Genomic DNA, 18,317 nt, shown 5'->3' with positions numbered 1-18,317 from the left:
TTCGTGATGAGCGATGTGAACCAGGACTTGGGCGTGGACGCGAGCCTGAGCGTGGATGTGGACGTGACCGTGGTCGGTGCCGGGCCGGTGGGGCTCGTGCTCGCCGCCGAACTGGCACTCTCCGGGGCGAGGGTGCAGGTGCTCGAACGACGGACCGAGCCGGACCGGGCGATGAAGGCCGGGGCCGTCAACGTGCCGACGGCCGCGGCACTCGACCGCCGCGGCCTGCTGCCCGCCGCCGAACGCGTGCAGCGAGCGGTGCTGGAACGGGTGGGCTCGTTCGCTCCCGCGGCCGAGGGTCGGCCGTCCGGCGGCCGGCCGTCCGGTGACCGCCCGCAGGCCGACGAGCCGCGCTTCACCGGGCATTTCGCCGGGATCGTCCTCGATGCCGACCTCGTGGACTGGTCCGACGCCGACCTCGCCGCGCACGCCGCGGTCGCCGGCGCCCGGATGGTGCCGCAGCGTGAGCTGGAGGACTTGCTGACCGGCCACGTCACGCGGCTCGGCGTACCGGTGCGTCGTGGGGTGGAGGTGACCGCGCTGGAGGACACCGGTGGCGATGTACTCGTCGGTACCACCGCCGGCTCGGTGCGCACCGGGTGGCTGGTCGGGTGCGACGGCGGACGCAGCACCGTACGCCGCCTCGCGGGCATCGACTTCCCCGGCACCGACCCCGAACTCACCGGTCACCTGGCGGTCGTCGACATCGCCGATCCGGAGAAGCTCGCACCCGGATGGGCGTGGTCGACCCGGGGTGCGTACCGCTGCGGGCCACAGCCCGGTCGGGTCGTCACCGTGGAGTTCGACGGCGCATCCGCCCCCGGATCGGTGCCGGTCACCCTCGAAGAGGTGCAGGCCAGTCTGCGCCGGGTCTCGGGCACCGACGTCACGCTGACCGCGCTGCGCGGCGCCGCGACCCGCTGGAGCGACAACGCCCGCCAGGCGGCGGCCTATAGGTCGGGGCGGGTGCTGCTGGCCGGTGACGCCGCGCACGTGCACTCGCCGTTCGGCGGGCAGGGACTCAATCTCGGGGTCGGCGACGCGATGAACCTCGGCTGGAAGCTCGGTGCCGTGGTCGCCGGGTGGGCCCCCGAAGGGCTGCTCGACACCTACGACGCCGAGCGGCGTCCCCTCGGTGCCTGGGTGCTGGACTGGACGCGGGCCCAGACCGGGGTGATGCGCGGGGACGCGAAGTCGGCCGCGCTCCGGGAGGTCGTCTCCGACCTGCTGGGCACACCGGCCGGCGCGACCCATGCGGTCAAGAAGATCTCCGGTGTCACACAGCGCGTCGACCTGCCCGGCGATCATCCGCTGGTCGGCCGGTACGTCCCCGACCTGTGGCTGAGGGACGGCTCCCGGCTGGTCGACCACGGTCACGGTGGCGGCTTCCTGCTGCTCGACCGCACCGCGAACGGCGCGTTCGCCCGCCTCGCCGCGGCCTGGACCGGCCGCGTGAGCATCGTGACCGACGACGCCGCGACGACGCCGACCGGGCTGCTGGTACGCCCGGACGGGGTGGTCGCCTGGGCCTGCGACATCACCGACCCCACCGACCCCGGTATCGCTGTTGTCACCGGCCTCGAAGCCGCCCTGCGCGAGTGGGCAGGTGGCGCGGCGCCTGGCGCTGGGGTGGCGCCGCGGTGAAGGGACGACTGCGACGCCGTGGGTTGTCTCCAGGCTCGGCACAGGGACGTGTCGAGCATGACGTCCCGACGTCCATGGACCCGGACCCGCCGGGCGCATGGTCGGCGATGCGGATGCCGGAAATATCCTCGCCGCCGGTCGGATCCCGCACATCCGCTTCGTGGTCGCCGGCGGCCGGCCACTGACCGGCGCGGCGCGGGTGCCGCGCCGCCGTACAACCCGTCGAGCGGTGTGGCGCCGGGCACCGTCCCCGTGCGGCCGACCGTGCGGCCGACGAGCGCCGTCAGATCGCTCCCCGCACGCCGAGCGGCCTTCGGGTGCGGGCGTCGGTGACGAGCACGGCGGCGTTCAGGCGGGTGAGCAGTGTGTGCAGCGCACGGCGACCGTGTAGCCGGGCCGGGCCAGGCCGGGCACTGGCCTCGGCGAGCCGGGCGAGCTGCCCGATGCCGTAGCGCACCTCGGGCTGCGAGGAGATCTCCGACGGCCTGCCGAGATGGACCACTGCGTCGCCGCGCCGCTCGGCCGGCGTGTCGAAGAGCGTGTCGAGATTCGGTGGTTTCATCGCTCCTCATACGGCGCGCGACCGGTAACCGTGACCATCACCTGGGTCAGCCAGCTGTTGGCGGGGTCGTTCAACTCGGCGGCCGCCTGGTCGAGTCGGTGCGCGGTCATGCCGGTGTACGCGAGCATGGCCGGACGCAGACGGGCGAGCCAGAGCGAGTACCAGCGCGCCGCGCCACTGCCGCCGTACACCACCGAGGAGCGGCCTTCGCCGCGGACGTCCACCAGGCCCGCGGCCGTGGCCAGCGAGGCGTCGAGCAGACCGCAACGGAGGTGGTGACCGGCGTCGGACATCACCTGGTACGCGGCGTGTTTGACGTCCTGGAGGAAGTCCGGGCGGGTGGGGTGGCTGAAGAGGGAGGCGGTGTCCGTGTCCTCCAGGACCAGGTGGCCGCCGGGCTTGAGCGCACGGCACAACCGGCGTACCACCGCCGGCCGGTCCAGGACGTGCTGCACGACCATCCGGGCGTGGATCAGGTCGTAGGTGGCACGCGGGAGTTCGTCGGTGGTCACGTCATGCCGCCGAACCCGCACGTCGTGCTCGGTCAGCCACTCCAGGCGGTCGGTGCGCGTATCGACGGCTTCCACGATGCCGGCCGCTCCCACCCGCTCGGCCAGCCAGGCCGCCACCGAGCCGTGTCCGGCGCCCACTTCGAGGCAGTGCCAGCCCGCGGTCAGGCCGGTCCGGGCCAGCCGGGTGCGGGTGCCCGGATCCCACAACGCCTCGCCGAGCCGCAGTCGTTCGTCCTCATCGGGAATGCTCGTGTCGAAGACGTGGCGGCCGCGCAGCGGCGCAACGGCGGTCCGGTCACTCATGCGTGGCCTCCTCGGGCCCGGGATGCGATGCGGCGGTGTGTGAGACATGGGCGAGCAGCCTCGGCGCGAGGAGAAAGCGGAGCGCAACGCTCCTTCGCTGCTCGGGCGTGCGCCCGCCAGCCCGTGGGCGCCCGCAGGCGCAGCCGTTCGACCAGGCTCCAGGTGGGAGGAGGAGCAGCACGGCCAGCCGGTGGTTGCGGATGGCCGGTCTGCGGGCGCGGAGCAGGTCCGGGGCGCGCAGGGTGAGGGTGAGCTCGAGCGGGCGTACGGCCGGTACGCGCAGCAGCGCGAGCGGGAACCACCAGGGCGTGGCGAAGAGGACGGGAGCGAGCGCGATCAGGGCGGCCTGGGCGAGATGGACGCGGACGACGAAGGCCGCGTTGCCGACGGGCGTCACCAGCGCGGCGACCGTACGCCGCCCGGCACGGGCGTGTCCGTATGCGTCGCGCCCCCATGCTCTTCGGCCTGTGCTCGGACACCAACACCCTGACCGCGTACCGGGCACCGGTCCAGTCGGCGAGAGCCGCTTCGAATTCGGCGACTTTCGCGCCATGCGAGTATCTACCGCTGTCCAGAACCTCGGCCACGTGTCGCCGAATGCCCTGCCGCATTCTGTCGAACGCCGCTGCCTGACTCACGCATCGAGAATAGCGTGGTCACATGGCCGTCAAATTCCCTCATAGGGAGGAGATTGACAGGGTGTGGGTAGGATTATCTTCCCATGAATTGACGACCCGCCATGGAGGGACGGTTCGGGCTTGGGGGACTCGTCGAGGACAGGACCCACGACGAGTTGGGGGAGAGCGGACCGTCCGGCACGGGGCCGCCGCCCGTGCGGTCCTGCCCGGCACCTTCACCGCCAGCCGCCTCCACGCGCTGACCGGGGCCTGCGGCCCTCGGACTGGCCGCACGACACCGGACCGATCTCCGAACGCCTCGGCATATGCGGGGAATTGCACACCGAAGGCACGGCCGGGCTGCCCGGCGACGACGCGGTACGTGGTTGTGGACTCCACGCCTGAACCGGGCTTCTAGAGTGCTTGGTTGTGGGCACGTCTGCTTGAGGGCCAGGCACTGCGTGGACACCGTGGAGAATCGAGCGAGGGTGAGAAGTCCGAGAGGGGTCGCATGAGGGTGGAACTGCCGCCGGAGCCCACGTATTTCGTCGATCGTGACGAGCAGCGGGAGCGGGCGTTTCGAGCGGTGCGGGAGTGGCGGGGCCGATCCAGGCCATTGGTGATGACGCTCAGCGGGCCGGGCGGGATGGGCAAGACCGAGTTGGCGCATCTGATCGCCCGCGTGGAGCGGGAGCGATTCCCCGATGGCGTCCTGACGGTCGATCTGGACGACTTCCGGCTGGGCGGTGTGCTGGATCCGGGCGACGTGCTGGCGCAGTTGCTGGAATCCCTGGACGTGGAGCCGCAGCTTGTCGCGGCACAGTTCAAGGCGCGGTGCCGGCAGTACTGGAACAAGACGTCCGGTGCGAAGCTGATCCTGGTCCTCGACAACGCGCGCTACGCCTCGGAGATCGTCCCTCTTCTTCCCGCGTCCGGGGAGAGCCTGGTGATCGTCACCAGCCACGGCCCGCTCCACGACCTGGAGGACGGCGCCGCCGTCGGCATGACGCTGCCGCCGCTGGAGGAGTGGGCGGCCACCGAACTGCTGGGACTGATCGTCCAGGATCCACGGCTCGCCGCCGACCCCGAGGCCGTGCGGACGCTGGTGCGGTTGTGCGACGGTCTGCCGGCGGCCCTGCACGCCGCTGGACGGTGGGTGCGCGTACATCGGCTGCGCCCGCTCTCCCGACTGATCCCGGATCTACGAAGTGAGTTGGAGGAGAAGGGCCTGCCGGACGTGGAGCGGGTCTGGGACACCGTGTACGACGGCCTGTCCCACCCTGCGCGTCTGCTCTACCGCCTGCTGCCACACCATCCCGGAGCGACCTTCACCGTGACCTCCGCCACCGCCCTGCTGGGGCTCGGCCAGGAGCCCTGCCAGGACGCACTCGAGGAACTGCACGGCGCCGGATTACTCGACCTGCGCTCCCTGACCGGCACGGGAGACGGGCGGATGCGACTGCCGGGTCCGTTGCACGGGCACGCGCTGCGCCGGTCACATCGGGACACCCAGGAAGGAGAGGTGGGCCAGGCCCAGACGCGTCTACTGCGCTGGATCGTCCGGCAGGCGCAGCGTGCGGACCGGTTTGTCGCCGGCCGACGGCTGATCGTCTCGGAGGAGTACCCCACGGTGCCCGGCGCACCGGACGTGTCGCTGGAAGATCCTCAAGAGGCGGCCGACGACGCGGCCAGGACCGAGCGGGCCGAAGCTGCCTCTCGCTGGCTGTACGAGGAACGCCACACGCTGCTCGCCGCCGTACGGCTGGCCCACGAGCGTGAGCTGGACGCCGAGGTGGTGGCCTTGTCCGAGCCGCTGTGGACGTACGCGCTCGACCATCCTCACCAGTCGGACGTGATCGGGGCCTTCCGGCTCGCCGTGTCCTCCGCCGTCCGCCATGGCGGAAACGCCGCATGGCTGGTGCGGACACGATGTCAGCTCGCACGCCCGTTGTGGGAGGCGGGGCGCTTCAACGACGCCGTCGGCGAACTCGACAGCGCCGAAGCCGTTCTCGGCTTTCTGGGGGACAGCGCGCGGGACCGCAAACTCGGCGCGTCGCTGATCGAGTTCCGGGGGATGCTCAACGGTGTGCGCGGTGACTGGCAGGGTGCCGCCCTCGAGTTCGCCCGGTCACGCGACATGAACCTGGCCATTCCCAACCCTTACGGAGTCATGCTCCAGACCTACCGGCTGGGGGAGGCCACGGCTGCTCTGCGCGAGTTGGAGGCGGCATACCGCCTGCTGTCCGAAGCGCATGCCACAGCCGTGGAACTGGGCCGCGAAAGGATGACGCGGCGCACCGGGTTCGCGCTCGCCGGAGTGCTGCGTGACCTCGGCCGTACGGATGAGGCACGGCCGCTGTATGAGCAGTCGCTGCAGGCCGCCCGCCGACGGGGTTCCGGCTTCGATCAGGCACGCATCCACGACGCGATGGCCGAACTGGCCGACGCGGACGGGCAGTTCACCGAAGCCGAGGGGCATCGTGCGGCATCCCGTGCCATCCGGCAGCGCAACGGGCTTGACGACGAGTAGGTCCCGGCGACCGGACCGTGGGGATTCGCGGGCATCCCGGCCCGGCGGCGGGCGGCCGGCTCGATCCGGTGGGTCGGACAGTGGCCGCGAGGACATGGGAACCGCCCGATGGCCGCGATGCGTTCAGACCATCTGCATGGCCTCGTCTCCGGCGGCCGGGCGGAGCAGGACGCGGAAGCAGCGGTCACCGATGTGACAGGCCAGGCGCACAGGCAGGGAAGGAGGCGGCGCGCCACCGGCGAGCAGCCAGGCATGGACGGCCGAAGCGGTGGCGGCCGGGTCGGCATGGGCGACTCGTCCGTCGGCCTCGTCGTGCGCTTCGGTCTGGACGACGTACGGATCGGCGTGGCCGCGGATTCTGAGCAGGCACAGCCCCGAGGGAAGGATCGCCGCGGCCGAGCGGCAACCGGGGTACGCGGACAAGGCGTGCTGGGCCCATCCGTCCGAGCTCCAGGCCAGATCCGCCCGGGTGGCCGAGGTGGGGAGGGGACGGCGGTACAGCAGGCCGGCGGAGCGGGTCAGGCTCTCCCCCGTGGCGCCGTACTCCACGGCGAGATGGTGTCCCGCCGGTGCGGCGCCGACGGGGCGCCGTGCGATGCGTACACCGTCCGTGGTGATCTCGGCGTGAACGTCGAAGGCCGTGGGCGAGCGGTCGGCGGGGCGGGGAGAGGGCAGAAGCCTGAGTGGGCTGCCGAATTCCCGGGGGGTGAGGCCCAGGACGGCGTACAGCTCGGTGCGCAGCCGGTTCAGGGCCTCGCCCTGATACGCGAACGCCGCCTCGGCCGCCGCGCGCCCGGGCCCCGGCCGGTACGCCAGCAAGGCTTCCTGCACCGCCTCGGCGGGTCCCAGCTGCGGTATCCGGCGCAGGAGTGTGTGCATCGGACTGTCCGCGATGAGCTCGGTACCGCCGTGGTGGGCACTCACCACAGGCCGGTCCGCGACGGCGCAGTAATACAGAGCGGCGGACCCGTGGTCGGTGATCAGCGCGTCCGCGGCGATCAGCACGGAGGCCCACTCCTCGTGCGGACCCGCGAGGATCATTCCCGCTTCGAGGGCCGGTGCCAGTTGCTCCTTCAGCTCGTACGTGCTCAGCCGGCTGCGCTCGTTGGGATGCACCACCAGGGCCAACTGGTACTCGTCATGCGGGAGATGCGCTGCGAGCCGGGCGGGCAAGTCGGGACGCCGCCGCAGGAGGGACTCCGGCCCCCACGTCGAGACGAGCGTGAGGAGCGTGCGAGGGCCGGTCCTGAGTGCGGCCCGGTAGCTCTCGCGCAGCGGGCGGGAGGCGAGCGCACGTTCCAGAGTGGGGTCCCCGATCACCTTCGCCCGGCGGGCAGCCCGTACGTCACCGAACGCGAGCCGGGCCACCTGGTCCGGGTGGGCGACCGCGTGCAGCGCTATCGGGGCTCCGCCGTCACGGAGAAGCATGGCCGGGTCGAGTCCGGACGCCGAGTCCGAACCTTCCCCGGGGATTGACTTGTTGTAGCCGGCACCGTGCGGCAGCAACACGTGTCTGCCATGGAGAAGGGGTAGATCGCCCTTCGGGCTCGACGCGATCACAAGGTCGTACGTGCGGGCGCAGGCCTCGTCCCAGGGCAGGGTCCGGCCGCCGACGGCATCGACGGCGGACAGGGCGTCGACTCCGAAGTCGGATCCCGGAACCAGAGTGAAGAGACGAGTGATCCGGTCATCGCCGGAGAAGACAGGGATGACATCGAGCAGCCGGTACAGAGCCACCGCCGACCGAGCAGCGAACAGCACGGCCCGTCGCCCGTCGCCCGTCGCCCGTCGCCCGTCGCCCGTCGCCCGTCGCCCGTCGCCCGTCCGACTGTCTATTGTAGTGCGTGACTTGGGGGACGGTACGGCGTCTTCGCTGGTCGGGGCAGGTTCGTTGGTGTCGTCCGGCGACATGACCCGATAGTAACCGGTCGTCGTACCGGTGCCTGAGGTGATGGACGAGGCATATGCGGCAGACGCCATGTCGGGTGCCGTGCGGAATCGGGAGAGTGGCGGCATGAGTGAGTGGGGTATCGCCCTGATCGCCGCGGGGTCGGCGATCGCGGGCAGCATCGTCACGGGCTGGTACACCCGCAATGCCGGCATTCAGCAGGCTGCGGCGGCCCGTCACGCGGGCGACCGACAGGCTGACGCGCTGCTCGAATCGGTCCGGATGACCCTCCAGGGCGAGGCCGCGCAGCGTGCGGTCGCGCTCCGGCGCCAGGTGTACGCGGAGTTCCTCGGGGCCGCCGAGGCCAGGATTCTGGCTGAGCGCACGGGACGGGGGCAGGCCGATGACGAGGTCCTGCTTCAACGGGCTCTCGGCGGAGTCGTTCTGGAAGGACCGGCCGCGGCCGCCGCCGCGGCCGGCCGTCTCGTCGACTGCCTCCGGCGCCATGAGGCACCGGACGATCTGCACCGGGCGAAGCAGGCCTTCGTGGAGGAGGCCCAGAGGGCTGTGAACGATGCCACGAGGACCTGTTGAGGGTCGGACCGCGCTGCAGCACTGCGGTCCAGATCGTGCACCGGGCACGGGGGCACCGGGGCACCGTCGAGGGCGTAGACCACCGCGGTCGTCGGCTCGGCATCCCGTCCCGGCCGCTCGCGGTCCCGGCCACGCGCACTGACAGACGAACCCTGGCGTTCGCCCGGCGGGGCTGCTGGACACGTCAGTGACGACGGACGTTCTGGGCCTTCTCCTGCCGCTCCGACTCCGTGCGACCGCCCCAGACGCGGCAGGCCTGTCGAGAGGCTTCGGCGAAATTTCCCGAAGGGGCTTCGTCCGGGATTTCACGAAGACCTCCGCTCGAATGATCCGCTGATCCGCAAGGATCGTTTCGTGGCGCCATCGCTACGGGCCCCTAAGCGAATGTGCGGCGCGCCCAGTCCGGGAATCGGGTCCACGGAATCTCCGGGTGAGCGCCGCGCAGCGCGGGAATGTCCACGCGATAGCCGGGTCCGTTCAGGAACATCCACATCGCATGCATATCAGGATTGCTGATCTCTGTCAGCGGTACGTACTCGTGACGGACCTCCCGTCCCAGCACCGCGCCGAGCGCGGCGGCCATCTGCGCAGGAGTGGGCGCGTCACCGGCCAGCTCGATACGCCGCCCCACATAGGGGGAGGGGTTGAGCAGGACTTCCGCCGCGAACGCACCGAGGTCGGGGCGGGCCAGCTGCTGCAACGGCCGGTCGGACGGGAGCGGCAGATCGAGAACGCCGTTCAGGATGCGATCCGCACCGCCCAGGGCGTTGTCGAAGAAATACGTCGGCCCGAGGATGGTATAGGGCACGTCCCCGGAGACCAGCTCGGCTTCGATCCGAGCCTTGCTGTCGAAATGGGGTACGCCGCTACTTTGGTCGGCGCCGGCTACCGAGCTGAACACGAGATGGGGTACGCCCGACTCGTCGGCGGCGGCGAGGATCGCCCGCCCCTGAGCCACTTCCGCCTCCACACCGGCCTCGAAGGGAGTGGTCAACGCGAAGACGCCCGCCACCCCGCTCATCGCCGCGGCGAGCGACGCGCGATCGCTCAGGGATCCCGTCACCACTTCGACGCCTCGGCGGGCCAATCCCCGTGCGGCTCCTCCAAGGGGGTCACGTACCAGCGCCCGGAGCCGCGCATCCTGGCCGAGCAACGCGTCGGCCACGGCACCGCCCTGCCCGCCGGTTGCCCCCAGTACCAGGATCGGTCCATCGACCATCGCAGAACGTCCCTCCTTGCGAACAGGCATGGCAGTGGATCAACGCACCGGCTCCACCGTAACCACCGGTCGTGGACGGCAGACGCAGCCGCGCGGCTGCTCGATCGTAAGCACCTGATCGCTCGGCACATTGACTGTCGGCGCACGACTCTGTTCGCACCGCCACACTGCGGACGTGGTGAAGGAGACCACACGGATACTTGTGAACGACATGAGCCAGTACGTCAGGAGACGGCTTGTCCCGCACCCACCCCCGCAAGTTCTCACGTTCCGAGACCACACGGGCCGAGGCCTTCAGTGACGGTGTGTTCGCCATCGCCGTCACGCTTCTCGTCCTCAATCTTGCCGACCCTCCGCACAGACCGGGTGGCCTTGGCCGGGCTTTGTTGGCCCAGTGGCCTGCCTACCTCGGCTATGTGGCGTCCTTCGGCTACGTCGCGGTGATCTGGCTCAACCATCACCAGGCCTTCGTCCGTATCAGGACCATGGATCGCGGGCTGCATGCCGCCAACCTGTTTCTGCTGCTCACCACGGGGTTGCTGTCCTTTCCGACCGCGGTGGTGGCGGACGCGCTGCAGGCGGACCCCCGGGGAGCGGACGCGCGGGTGGCCGTCGCTCTGTACGCCGGCATCGCCGCGGCGATGTGCCTGAGCTGGGTGGCCTTCTACCGACAGATCTCCCACCGGCCCGAGTTGCTGGACCCCGACGTGGAGGACACGTACGTGCGCCACGGGCGGCTCCGTTCCTGGGCCGGAGCCCTCGCCTACACCGCGGCCGGGCTTCTCGGGGTGCTCGTCGCACCGCTGCTGGCGATCGCCGTGTTCGTTCTCCTCCCTGTCTTCTACTTCGTCACCAGCGAAGGTCTGCCCCGTAGGACGGTTCCGCCTGACGCCGGACACCGGGCCGTGACCGGATAAGCGCCTGCCTCCCGGGGTTGAAGGAGCCACCATCCCAAACCGAGGGCCGGGTTCCGCAGGCTTTGCGGAACCCGGCCGAAGGGCAGGTCGTGTCCGCCCTTTCGCCCGCTCTGGGGGCCGGGCGCGTTCGCTGGTGCCGGTCACGCGGCGGGCACAGAAGCCTTCAGCTGACGTCCTCCTCACTCCGGCGCAGTGTGTGAGGTGGAGTCGGTGTCGCCCTTGTCGAAAGGGTTGAGCAGGTTGAAGACCAAGCCCGCGGTGATGCCCGCAGCCACGTCGACCACCAGCCGTATCCACGGCTCGGACCAGGCGATCAGCCCCATCGGCGTTGCCCCGAGGACGACGGCAGGGCAGCGGCGGCGCAGACAGATGGGCGGATCGCACCAGGCACGCCCGGCGGAGGGCGGCCCGGCGGCGTGCGATCGAAGGCTCAGCCACCGGCAGGCTCAGCTGCTGTTGCCGACGTTGACGTCGATGAACCGGAAGCCGATGGCTTCAGCCGGGCAGAGGGGCTGAGCGTGTGAGTCGTCTGCTGTGACCCGCCGGCCCGAGGGCATCGGGAGGCGCGCTCTTGTGCAGGGGCGTCACCTGGTGACACCCCTGCACTTACGCGTCCGTGGGACGGAGCGAAGACCGTCGTGGCGCCGTAGCGGGTCGGTCCTTCCGGCCTGGCCATCTCCGGCGGGATCAGAGGAACCCCCTCCGGCGTCGCGGCCGGAGACGGGTGCCCGGGGTGGAGCCGAGCGTTCTCTTCTTCCTGCCTGTGGGCGACTGCGTTGCCACCCGCGGGGTTGGCCCGCTGTTTGGTCCGTGACTGGTCCGGAAGGGCGGCCCAGGGAGTCGGCGGCAGCGTCATGATTCGGGCTAATGGGGTGAATTGCCTGCGTGTGATGCGATGGAAGAGAATGGCCTCCGGTGGGGAAATCCCAGCTCAGCGCCCCACTTCAAGCGCCCTAGAAGAAGCCGAGCTTCTTCGGCGAGTACGACACCAACAGGTTCTTCGTCTGCTGGTAGTGCTCCAGCATCATCTTGTGCGTCTCGCGGCCGATCCCCGACTGCTTGTAGCCGCCGAACGCGGCGTGCGCCGGGTAGGCGTGGTAGCAGTTGGTCCACACCCTGCCCGCCTGGATCGCGCGGCCCGCTCGGTACGCGGTGTTGGTGTCCCGGGTCCACACGCCCGCACCCAGCCCGTACAGCGTGTCGTTCGCGATCTTGATCGCGTCGTCGAAGTCGTCGAACGAGGCCACCGAGACGACCGGGCCGAAGATCTCCTCCTGGAAGATCCGCATGCGGTTGTCGCCCTCGAAGATGGTCGGTTGGACGTAGTATCCGCCCTTCAGCTCGCCGTCGTACTCGATGCGCTCACCGCCCGTCAGGACCTTGGCGCCTTCCTGCCGGCCGATGTCGAGGTAGGAGAGGATCTTCTCCAACTGGTCGTTGGAGGCCTGGGCGCCGATCATCGTGTCGGTGTCGAGCGGGTGACCGTGCTTGATCTGCTTCGTGCGTTCGACCGCCGCCTGGAGGAAGTCGGCGTAGTGGCCGCGCTGGACCAGCGCACGGGACGGGCAGGTACACACCTCGCCCTGATTGAGCGCGAACATGGTGAAGCCTTCGAGCGCCTTGTCACGGAAGTCGTCGTCGTGCGTCCACACGTCGTCGAAGAAGATGTTCGGCGACTTGCCGCCCAGTTCGAGTGTGACCGGCTTGATGTTCTCGGAGGCGTACTGCATGATCAGCCGCCCCGTCGTGGTCTCCCCGGTGAACGCCACCTTCGCCACCCGCGGGCTGGACGCCAGCGGCTTGCCCGCCTCGACGCCGAAGCCGTTGACGATGTTCAGCACGCCCGGCGGCAGCAGGTCCGCGATCAGGCTGACCCAGTAGTGGATGGACGCCGGGGTCTGCTCGGCCGGCTTGAGGACGACCGCGTTGCCCGCGGCGAGTGCCGGCGCCAGCTTCCAGGTCGCCATCAGGATCGGGAAGTTCCACGGGATGATCTGCGCGACGACGCCGAGCGGTTCGTGGAAGTGGTACGCCACCGTGTCGTCGTCGATCTCGCTGAGCGACCCCTCCTGCGCCCGGATCGCCCCCGCGAAGTACCGGAAGTGATCGATCGCCAGCGGAATGTCCGCCGCCAACGTCTCCCGCACCGGCTTGCCGTTCTCCCAGCTCTCCGCCACCGCCAGCGGCTCCAGATGCGCCGCCATACGGTCGGCGATCTTCAGCAGGATGTCGCTGCGCTCCGCCGCTGACGTACGGCCCCACGCGGGCGCGGCCGCGTGCGCCGCGTCCAGCGCCCGCTCCACGTCCTCCGCGGTACCGCGCGCGACCTCGGTGAACGGCTGCCCGTTGACCGGCGACGGATTCTCGAAGTACTGCCCGCGCACCGGTGGGACGTACTCCCCGCCGATGAAGTGGTCGTAGCGCGCCTGGTAGGAGACGATCGCGCCCTCGGTGCCCGGTGCCGCGTAACGAGTCATGCTGGTCTGCCTCCTGGTGCAGCGCTGCCCGCCGTTGGGCAGCTGTCGGCGCGAGGCTAGGTGGGCGGACGTTGCAAGTACGTTGCGCCGCCGGTCCGCCCTGGTGCCGCACCGGCCGAAGCCGTCAGCTCGGCCTCCAGTGCGGCGAGCCGGGCCCGCACCGTGGCCGTGGGCCGCACCCCGGCGAGCGCCCGCCACACCACCAGGTCCTCCTCGCCCCAGGGCGCATGCGCCCAGTCCGCCAGCAGGTCCGGGTCGCGGTGCGCGATCAGTGCCCTGCGCAGCCCGTCGGACATCCGCTCCCGCAGCCGCACGATCGCCGGCGCCTGTGAACCGGGCAGCAGCGGGCCGCAGTACGCCTCCGCCGCCGCCGTGACCGCCCCCGCCTCCAGCCGCCGCTCCACCACGGTGACGTCCGACTCGACCGCCGTCGTGAAGCGGTACGGCCGTGAGGCGAGCAGCTCCGGCCCCAACAGCCTGCGCAGCCGGGCCAGTTCGGCCCGCAGCGTCACCGGGGTCACCGACTCGTCCGCGTACAGCGCGCACAGCAGCTCGTCACCGCTCAGCCCCTCCGGATGCCGGGCCAGCAGCACGGCTATCTCGCTGTGCCGACGGCTGAGCCGCGTCCGTCGGCCGTCCAGGACGAGTTCGGCCTCGTCCCGGCCCAGAGCGCCGAGCATGGGGATGTCCGCGGTGCTCAACGGTGGCGTGAGGAGCGCGAGCTGAGCCTCCGCCGCGCGCGCCACCGCCTGCACGAACCCGAGGCTGTGCGGATGAGCGAGCCCGTCACCGCCGGTGATGTCCACGGCGCCCAGTACCCGGCCGGTGCGCGGATCGTGCACCGGGGCGGCCGCGCAGGTCCACGGCTGCACCCGGCGTATGAAGTGCTCCGCTGCGAACACCTGCACCGGACGGTCCACGGCGACCGCGGTTCCCGGCGCGTTGGTGCCGACCGCCGTCTCCGACCAGCGCGCCCCCGGCACGAAGTTCATCCCGTCCGCCCGGCGCCTGGTCGCCCGGTGCCCCTCCACCCACAGCAGCCTGCCGTGCGCGTCACACACCGCCAGCAGATGCTCGCCGTCCGCGGCGAAGGTGCCCATCAGCTCCCGGAACAGCGGCATCACCCGCGCCAGCGGGTGCTCCGCGCGATAGGCGCCGAGGTCCCCGTCGCTCAGCTCCACGCTGGCGGTGCCGTCCGGCCCGACCCCGGCCCGGGCGCTGCGCCGCCACGACTCGGCGACCACCGACCGCACCGGGCGGGGCACCGTACCCGCCGTGGTGAACGTCTCGTGCGCCCGGCGCAGCACACGGACCCGCTCGGCGGGGTCCGCCCCCGGCTCCAGGGCCACCCACGGATCGGTCAACTCGGCCTCCCCCAACTCGGCCTCCCCGGACGGCGAAAGGGCGCGGATGCGGCTGGAGCCATCGTCACTCGCAGTGTTCGTGCGGACAACCTGTTCGACCTCGGTTCGGCTTGGCATCGGTGGTGACCGTGTCTGCCCTGCGGCTCCGTTCCACGGTGGGCTGTGGCGCTCGCCGTTCCGCTTCGGCCCGGTGGGCCGCTAGGCGAAATTGACGAGACGGATGTAGCGGACCCAGTCCCAGTAGGGCCCGGGATCGGTGTGATCGGTGCCCGGCACCTCGTAGTGGCCGATGATGTGGTCCCGGTCCTTGAGGATGCCGTGCTCGTCACAGATCGCCGCGGTGAGCTTGGCCGACGCCTCGTAGAGTGCGTCGGTGAAATAGGCGGGCTGGTCCACCCATCCTTCGTGCTCGATGCCGATGCTGCGGGTGTTGTAGTCCCAGTTGCCCGCGTGCCAGGCGATGTCGGCCTCGTGCACGCACTGCGCGATGTGCCCGTCCGCCGAGCGGACCAGATAGTGCGCGGACACCTTCTTCTGCGGGTTGGCGAAGATCCCCAGTGTGTTGGTGTACGTCTCCTGCGTGACATGGATGATCACACGGTCGATCACGTAGCTGGCCGGGCGGTCGGACGCCGTGTAGTTGGAGCTGCTCGCCGGCTGCCACTCGGCGGGCGGATAGTCGACGGCCTCGGTCTCTGCACCCGCCCGCGGGTCCGGGAGCAGCGCGTAGGGCACGGCGGCCAGCGCCGCGCCCTTCAGAAGCCTCCGCCTCGTGAGGTGTGAGGGGGCCGGCTGCGCTGAGGGTGCCGATCCGGCTGGTTCTTCCGGGTGTACCGAACCGGGCGGGTCCATGTCCATGGGCGGGTGCCTTTCAAGCGTCGTGGAGGGTGGGGAGAGGGACGGGGGAGGGGCTCGGGAGACGGGGCCGGCGCCGGGAGGGGCGGCGCCGGTGTCAGCCGCGCAGTGTCCGCGCGGTCTCGCGCAGCCGTGCGTGCACACCCCGGTACGTCTCGCGCGCGGGCAGCCACCCCTTACGGAGCTTGGCCACGCACGTGTAGTTCGTGTCGCATACGTTGGCCAACGGTGATTCGACCGCCTGGGTTGCGAATTGATACGCGTCCGGCTCACTGAACCCGTAGTCGCGCGCCAGCCACTGCACCAGGTCGAGCTGCGATATCCGGAACGCGTCCTCCAGCGGGCGGGCCGAGCCCGTTGAGATGATGTGAGTGTCCGACTCCAGCCGGGGCCACGGCGTGGCGACGTCCTTGAGGAGATCCACGATCACCACTGTGTTCATCGCGCACTCGACCGCCACCCCACAGGTCTCGCCCTCACCCTGCCGCGCATGTCCGTCGCCGAGACTGAGCAGAGCGCCCTCGACGTTGACCCCCAGGTAGCAGGTGACGCCCGCCCGCATCTCGGGCGTGTCCATGTTGCCGCCGTGCGCGTCCGGGACCAGGGCCGAGCGCACTTCCAGACTGGCGGGGGCCACGCCCACCGTGCCGTGCATCGGGTCCATGGGCAGTTCCACTTGGATGTCGCTGTCGCGCGCCTGGAACAGGGCGGTGCGCCGCGTGCGGTCCAGCTGCCAGATCCAGACCCGCTCCTCCAGCGGGGGCTGAAGCGTGGCCGTGGTGTGCGTGGAGGTGAGGGCGCCGAACAGCGGGACCGTCGTCGAGGCGGCCCAGTCGCGGGCCGGCTCGATCGACACGAAGTGCACGGCCACGGTGTCGCCGGGCTCGGCGCCCTCGAGGTGGAAGGGGCCGGTCTGTGGATTGAGATAGGGGAACTCGCAGACCTCGGAGACGAGGTCCTTCTCGGAGCGGACCCGGCCGGCGAAGCAGTCCTCGGTGAACAGGTCGAGCACGGTGCCGGGCGCGATCCGCGCGACGGGTGCCGCGCCGCCGAACGTCCAGGCGTACTGATCCGGTTCCGGACGCACGGTGAGGATCCGGGGGTCGGTCATCGTGAGGTGGTCCCTTCTGGCAGGGGCGGTCGGGGAACGGAGGCCTTCGGGGGTGTCGGTCCGCGCGGCTGCGGGCGGGCCGGCGGGGGTCAGCCGGACACGGTCCCGTCCTGCCGGTGGCCTGCCGGGGCGTACTGGTCGAGGTGCACCCGCGCGGTCTCGGCCATCCGCTCCGGGTGCCGCCGTATCAGCAGGATCAGCACCACGACGCCCGCCGCCATCCAGACGCCGACGACCGGGCCGGCGTAGGACACCGGGGCCTTGAGCGCGGTCACGAAGTCGAACACCGGGAGGCCGGCGGCCGTCAGCAGGGCCGGGACGAACGCCACGATGCCCAGCACCGGGAAGAGCAGATGCCGCACCGGTTTGAGCACGGCCCGGCCGGACCGCAGGAAGTAGCCTGCGCAGGCTAGGTTCACGACGATGTAGACGCCGACGACGACCGTGACGATCACGGTGGCGAGGAGCAGGAACGCGGTCACCGGATCGTAGGCGAAGCCGAGCCCCAGAACGGCCCCGACGGCCACGACGGTCTGCACCGCGATACCGGCCACGGGGGAGCGGTGCCGGGGATGGAGCGTGGCGAGCAGTCCGGGCAGGACCCGGATACGGGCCAGGGCGAAGGCCGTGCGGGTCGAGACGTTGGCGCACGCGTTGGCGTTGGCGATCGTGGAGTTGATCACCGCGAGGAACACCAGCACCCAGAAGAGGCCGAAGGAGGCACGGGCGACGCCGTCCCAGGAGGCTTCGCCTGAGGCGCCGAACTTCGTGAAGCGGTCCGGGCCGTAATAGACCGTCATCGCGTAGGTCGTGATCACGTAGAACAGACCGATGCCCAGAGCCGCTCCGAGTACCGCGCGGTGCATCGTCCGCCGGGGGTCACGCGTCTCCTCGGCGAGCGGCGCCGCCGCCTCGAACCCGGCGAAGGCCAGCACCGTGTAGACGGACCCGGCGAACACGCCGCTGAAACCGGCGTACCCTTCGGCGGTGTGCGAAGTCCCGAACACCGACAGGGTGTTGGCGCTGCCCGCCTTGCCGATGAGCAGAAACGAGAACACGAGGAAGACGAGTATCTCGAAGACACCGAGGGCCGTCCCGAAGCGGGCCGAGGCCCGGACGCCGAGGTATCCGGCGACGGCGATCACGGCCGCACCGGCCAGTGACCACGGCCACCAGAGGTCGGCCGGGCACGAGGGCCACTCCTCGTGCAGTGTGCCGGCCGCCGTGAAGCCCAGTTGCAACAGCAGCAGGGGCGGGACCAGCGCCTCCACGAAGACGTAGCCCCAGCCGACGAGGAAGCCGACGGCCGGGTGCAGTCCCCGCGCCGCATAGGTGGTCACCGAGCCCGCCGCCGGTAACTCCCGGGCCAGCTCGGCCACGCACGATGCCGTGAACAGGCAGGCCACGAGCGCGATCAGTACCGCCAGCGGCAGACTGCCACCCGCGAAGGCGGCGCCGGACGGAATCGACGCGGCCACCGCGGCGGCCGGCGCCATCGCCGTGACGCTCTGGAACAGCACCTCGCGCAACCCGATGGCGTCGCGCCGCAGCGTCTCGGTCCTCTCCCCGTGCATGCGTGTCCCCCGATACGTGTCAGCCCGCTGCCACCCGACCTGTGTGAAATGCCGTCATCTCGCGTGCGCGCCGCGGTTCGTGGCGGAACGCCGACAGCGCCTCGCGTGAATCACGGTACGGCGCGGACGGGTCGGGCAGAAGGGCTCGCA

15 protein-coding genes and 1 pseudogene are annotated in these 18,317 nt (G+C 70.8%); 4 read left to right on the top strand and 12 right to left on the bottom strand.

Translation table 11 applies throughout. The features are described 5' to 3' along the window. The first annotated feature begins 6 nt into the window (after positions 1-6). Positions 7-1,644, top strand: coding sequence for an FAD-dependent oxidoreductase (locus BIV23_RS06910; RefSeq protein WP_071379845.1), 1,638 nt, complete (start codon positions 7-9; stop codon positions 1,642-1,644). A gap of 283 nt (positions 1,645-1,927) precedes the next feature. Here BIV23_RS06910 and BIV23_RS06905 read toward each other — a convergent pair whose 3' ends face one another. The 4 genes and pseudogenes from BIV23_RS06905 to BIV23_RS53135 all read right to left on the bottom strand — a co-directional run. After that, positions 1,928-2,206 (bottom strand): hypothetical protein, encoded by a 279-nt coding sequence (locus tag BIV23_RS06905; protein WP_071379844.1) that lies wholly within the window; start codon positions 2,204-2,206, stop codon positions 1,928-1,930. Further along, a complete protein-coding gene (locus tag BIV23_RS06900; RefSeq protein ID WP_071379843.1) occupies positions 2,203-3,021 on the bottom strand; it encodes a class I SAM-dependent methyltransferase in 819 nt (272 codons plus the stop codon). Before BIV23_RS06900 ends, BIV23_RS06905 begins: the two co-directional genes overlap by 4 nt. Then, a complete protein-coding gene (locus BIV23_RS50175) occupies positions 3,014-3,418 on the bottom strand; it encodes a hypothetical protein (protein ID WP_071379842.1) in 405 nt (134 codons plus the stop codon). The genes BIV23_RS06900 and BIV23_RS50175 overlap by 8 nt, the downstream gene beginning before the upstream one ends. A 97-nt stretch (positions 3,419-3,515) precedes the next feature. Then, positions 3,516-3,632: pseudogene (locus tag BIV23_RS53135) on the bottom strand (DegT/DnrJ/EryC1/StrS family aminotransferase); the annotation flags it as partial. A gap of 628 nt (positions 3,633-4,260) precedes the next feature. On the opposite strand from BIV23_RS53135, the gene BIV23_RS06890 reads away from it, so the two are divergent. Next, on the top strand, positions 4,261-6,168 hold the full coding sequence (locus tag BIV23_RS06890; protein ID WP_342746349.1) for a tetratricopeptide repeat protein: 1,908 nt from the start codon (positions 4,261-4,263) through the stop codon (positions 6,166-6,168). Between the two features lie 123 nt (positions 6,169-6,291). Here the strand turns inward: BIV23_RS06890 and BIV23_RS06885 are convergent, their stop codons facing one another. Then, positions 6,292-7,929, bottom strand: a complete 1,638-nt coding sequence (locus BIV23_RS06885) for a translation initiation factor 2 (RefSeq protein WP_071379840.1) — start codon at positions 7,927-7,929, stop codon at positions 6,292-6,294. A 253-nt stretch (positions 7,930-8,182) separates the two neighbouring features. On the opposite strand from BIV23_RS06885, the gene BIV23_RS06880 reads away from it, so the two are divergent. Further along, complete coding sequence (locus tag BIV23_RS06880) at positions 8,183-8,650, top strand: hypothetical protein (RefSeq protein WP_071379918.1); 468 nt, start codon at positions 8,183-8,185, stop codon at positions 8,648-8,650. Between the two features lie 376 nt (positions 8,651-9,026). Here BIV23_RS06880 and BIV23_RS06875 read toward each other — a convergent pair whose 3' ends face one another. Further along, the gene (locus BIV23_RS06875) at positions 9,027-9,869 is read right to left on the bottom strand and encodes an NmrA/HSCARG family protein (RefSeq protein ID WP_071379839.1); all 843 of its coding nucleotides are present in this window, start codon (positions 9,867-9,869) and stop codon (positions 9,027-9,029) included. 236 nt (positions 9,870-10,105) lie between these two features. Here BIV23_RS06875 and BIV23_RS06870 point away from each other — a divergent pair, with 236 nt between their 5' ends. Then, positions 10,106-10,786 carry a TMEM175 family protein gene (locus tag BIV23_RS06870; RefSeq protein WP_071379838.1) on the top strand — a complete coding sequence of 227 codons (681 nt, stop codon included), beginning with the start codon at positions 10,106-10,108 and terminating at the stop codon, positions 10,784-10,786. Between the two features lie 179 nt (positions 10,787-10,965). Here BIV23_RS06870 and BIV23_RS50170 read toward each other — a convergent pair whose 3' ends face one another. The 6 genes from BIV23_RS50170 to BIV23_RS06845 form a co-directional block, all read right to left on the bottom strand. Beyond that, positions 10,966-11,109, bottom strand: coding sequence for a hypothetical protein (locus BIV23_RS50170; RefSeq protein ID WP_177239755.1), 144 nt, complete (start codon positions 11,107-11,109; stop codon positions 10,966-10,968). A gap of 630 nt (positions 11,110-11,739) precedes the next feature. After that, positions 11,740-13,263 (bottom strand): aldehyde dehydrogenase, encoded by a 1,524-nt coding sequence (gene adh, locus BIV23_RS06865; protein ID WP_071379837.1) that lies wholly within the window; start codon positions 13,261-13,263, stop codon positions 11,740-11,742. A 56-nt stretch (positions 13,264-13,319) separates the two neighbouring features. Next, complete coding sequence (locus BIV23_RS06860; protein WP_071379917.1) at positions 13,320-14,627, bottom strand: GAF domain-containing protein; 1,308 nt, start codon at positions 14,625-14,627, stop codon at positions 13,320-13,322. A 198-nt stretch (positions 14,628-14,825) separates the two neighbouring features. Continuing rightward, on the bottom strand, positions 14,826-15,479 hold the full coding sequence (locus BIV23_RS06855) for an N-acetylmuramoyl-L-alanine amidase (RefSeq protein WP_071379916.1): 654 nt from the start codon (positions 15,477-15,479) through the stop codon (positions 14,826-14,828). Positions 15,480-15,579: 100 nt separating this feature from the next. Further along, positions 15,580-16,593: an acetamidase/formamidase family protein gene (locus BIV23_RS06850; protein WP_071379836.1), complete on the bottom strand. Its 1,014-nt coding sequence runs from the start codon at positions 16,591-16,593 to the stop codon at positions 15,580-15,582. A gap of 89 nt (positions 16,594-16,682) precedes the next feature. Then, entirely contained in the window at positions 16,683-18,167 is a 1,485-nt protein-coding gene (locus tag BIV23_RS06845; protein ID WP_071379835.1) for an APC family permease, read from the bottom strand. Positions 18,168-18,317 lie beyond the last annotated feature (150 nt).

Origin of the sequence: Streptomyces monashensis (genome assembly GCF_001866665.1) — a bacterium.
In the GTDB taxonomy this organism is placed as follows: Bacteria; Actinomycetota; Actinomycetes; order Streptomycetales; family Streptomycetaceae; genus Streptomyces; species Streptomyces monashensis.
This window is presented reverse-complemented; position numbering and strand designations above follow the sequence as displayed.

What these genes read in the sequence shown, in the direction of transcription:
- BIV23_RS06910 (WP_071379845.1), top strand. Translation starts at nt 7, where the DNA reads ATGAGCGATGTGAACCAGGACTTGGGCGTGGACGCGAGCCTGAGCGTG.
- BIV23_RS06905 (WP_071379844.1), bottom strand. Translation starts at nt 2,206, where the DNA reads ATGAAACCACCGAATCTCGACACGCTCTTCGACACGCCGGCCGAGCGG.
- BIV23_RS06900 (WP_071379843.1), bottom strand. Translation starts at nt 3,021, where the DNA reads ATGAGTGACCGGACCGCCGTTGCGCCGCTGCGCGGCCGCCACGTCTTC.
- BIV23_RS06890 (WP_342746349.1), top strand. Translation starts at nt 4,261, where the DNA reads ATGACGCTCAGCGGGCCGGGCGGGATGGGCAAGACCGAGTTGGCGCAT.
- BIV23_RS06880 (WP_071379918.1), top strand. Translation starts at nt 8,183, where the DNA reads ATGAGTGAGTGGGGTATCGCCCTGATCGCCGCGGGGTCGGCGATCGCG.
- BIV23_RS06875 (WP_071379839.1), bottom strand. Translation starts at nt 9,869, where the DNA reads ATGGTCGATGGACCGATCCTGGTACTGGGGGCAACCGGCGGGCAGGGC.
- BIV23_RS50170 (WP_177239755.1), bottom strand. Translation starts at nt 11,109, where the DNA reads ATGGGGCTGATCGCCTGGTCCGAGCCGTGGATACGGCTGGTGGTCGAC.
- adh (WP_071379837.1), bottom strand. Translation starts at nt 13,263, where the DNA reads ATGACTCGTTACGCGGCACCGGGCACCGAGGGCGCGATCGTCTCCTAC.
- BIV23_RS06855 (WP_071379916.1), bottom strand. Translation starts at nt 15,479, where the DNA reads ATGGACCCGCCCGGTTCGGTACACCCGGAAGAACCAGCCGGATCGGCA.
- BIV23_RS06850 (WP_071379836.1), bottom strand. Translation starts at nt 16,593, where the DNA reads ATGACCGACCCCCGGATCCTCACCGTGCGTCCGGAACCGGATCAGTAC.
- BIV23_RS06845 (WP_071379835.1), bottom strand. Translation starts at nt 18,167, where the DNA reads ATGCACGGGGAGAGGACCGAGACGCTGCGGCGCGACGCCATCGGGTTG.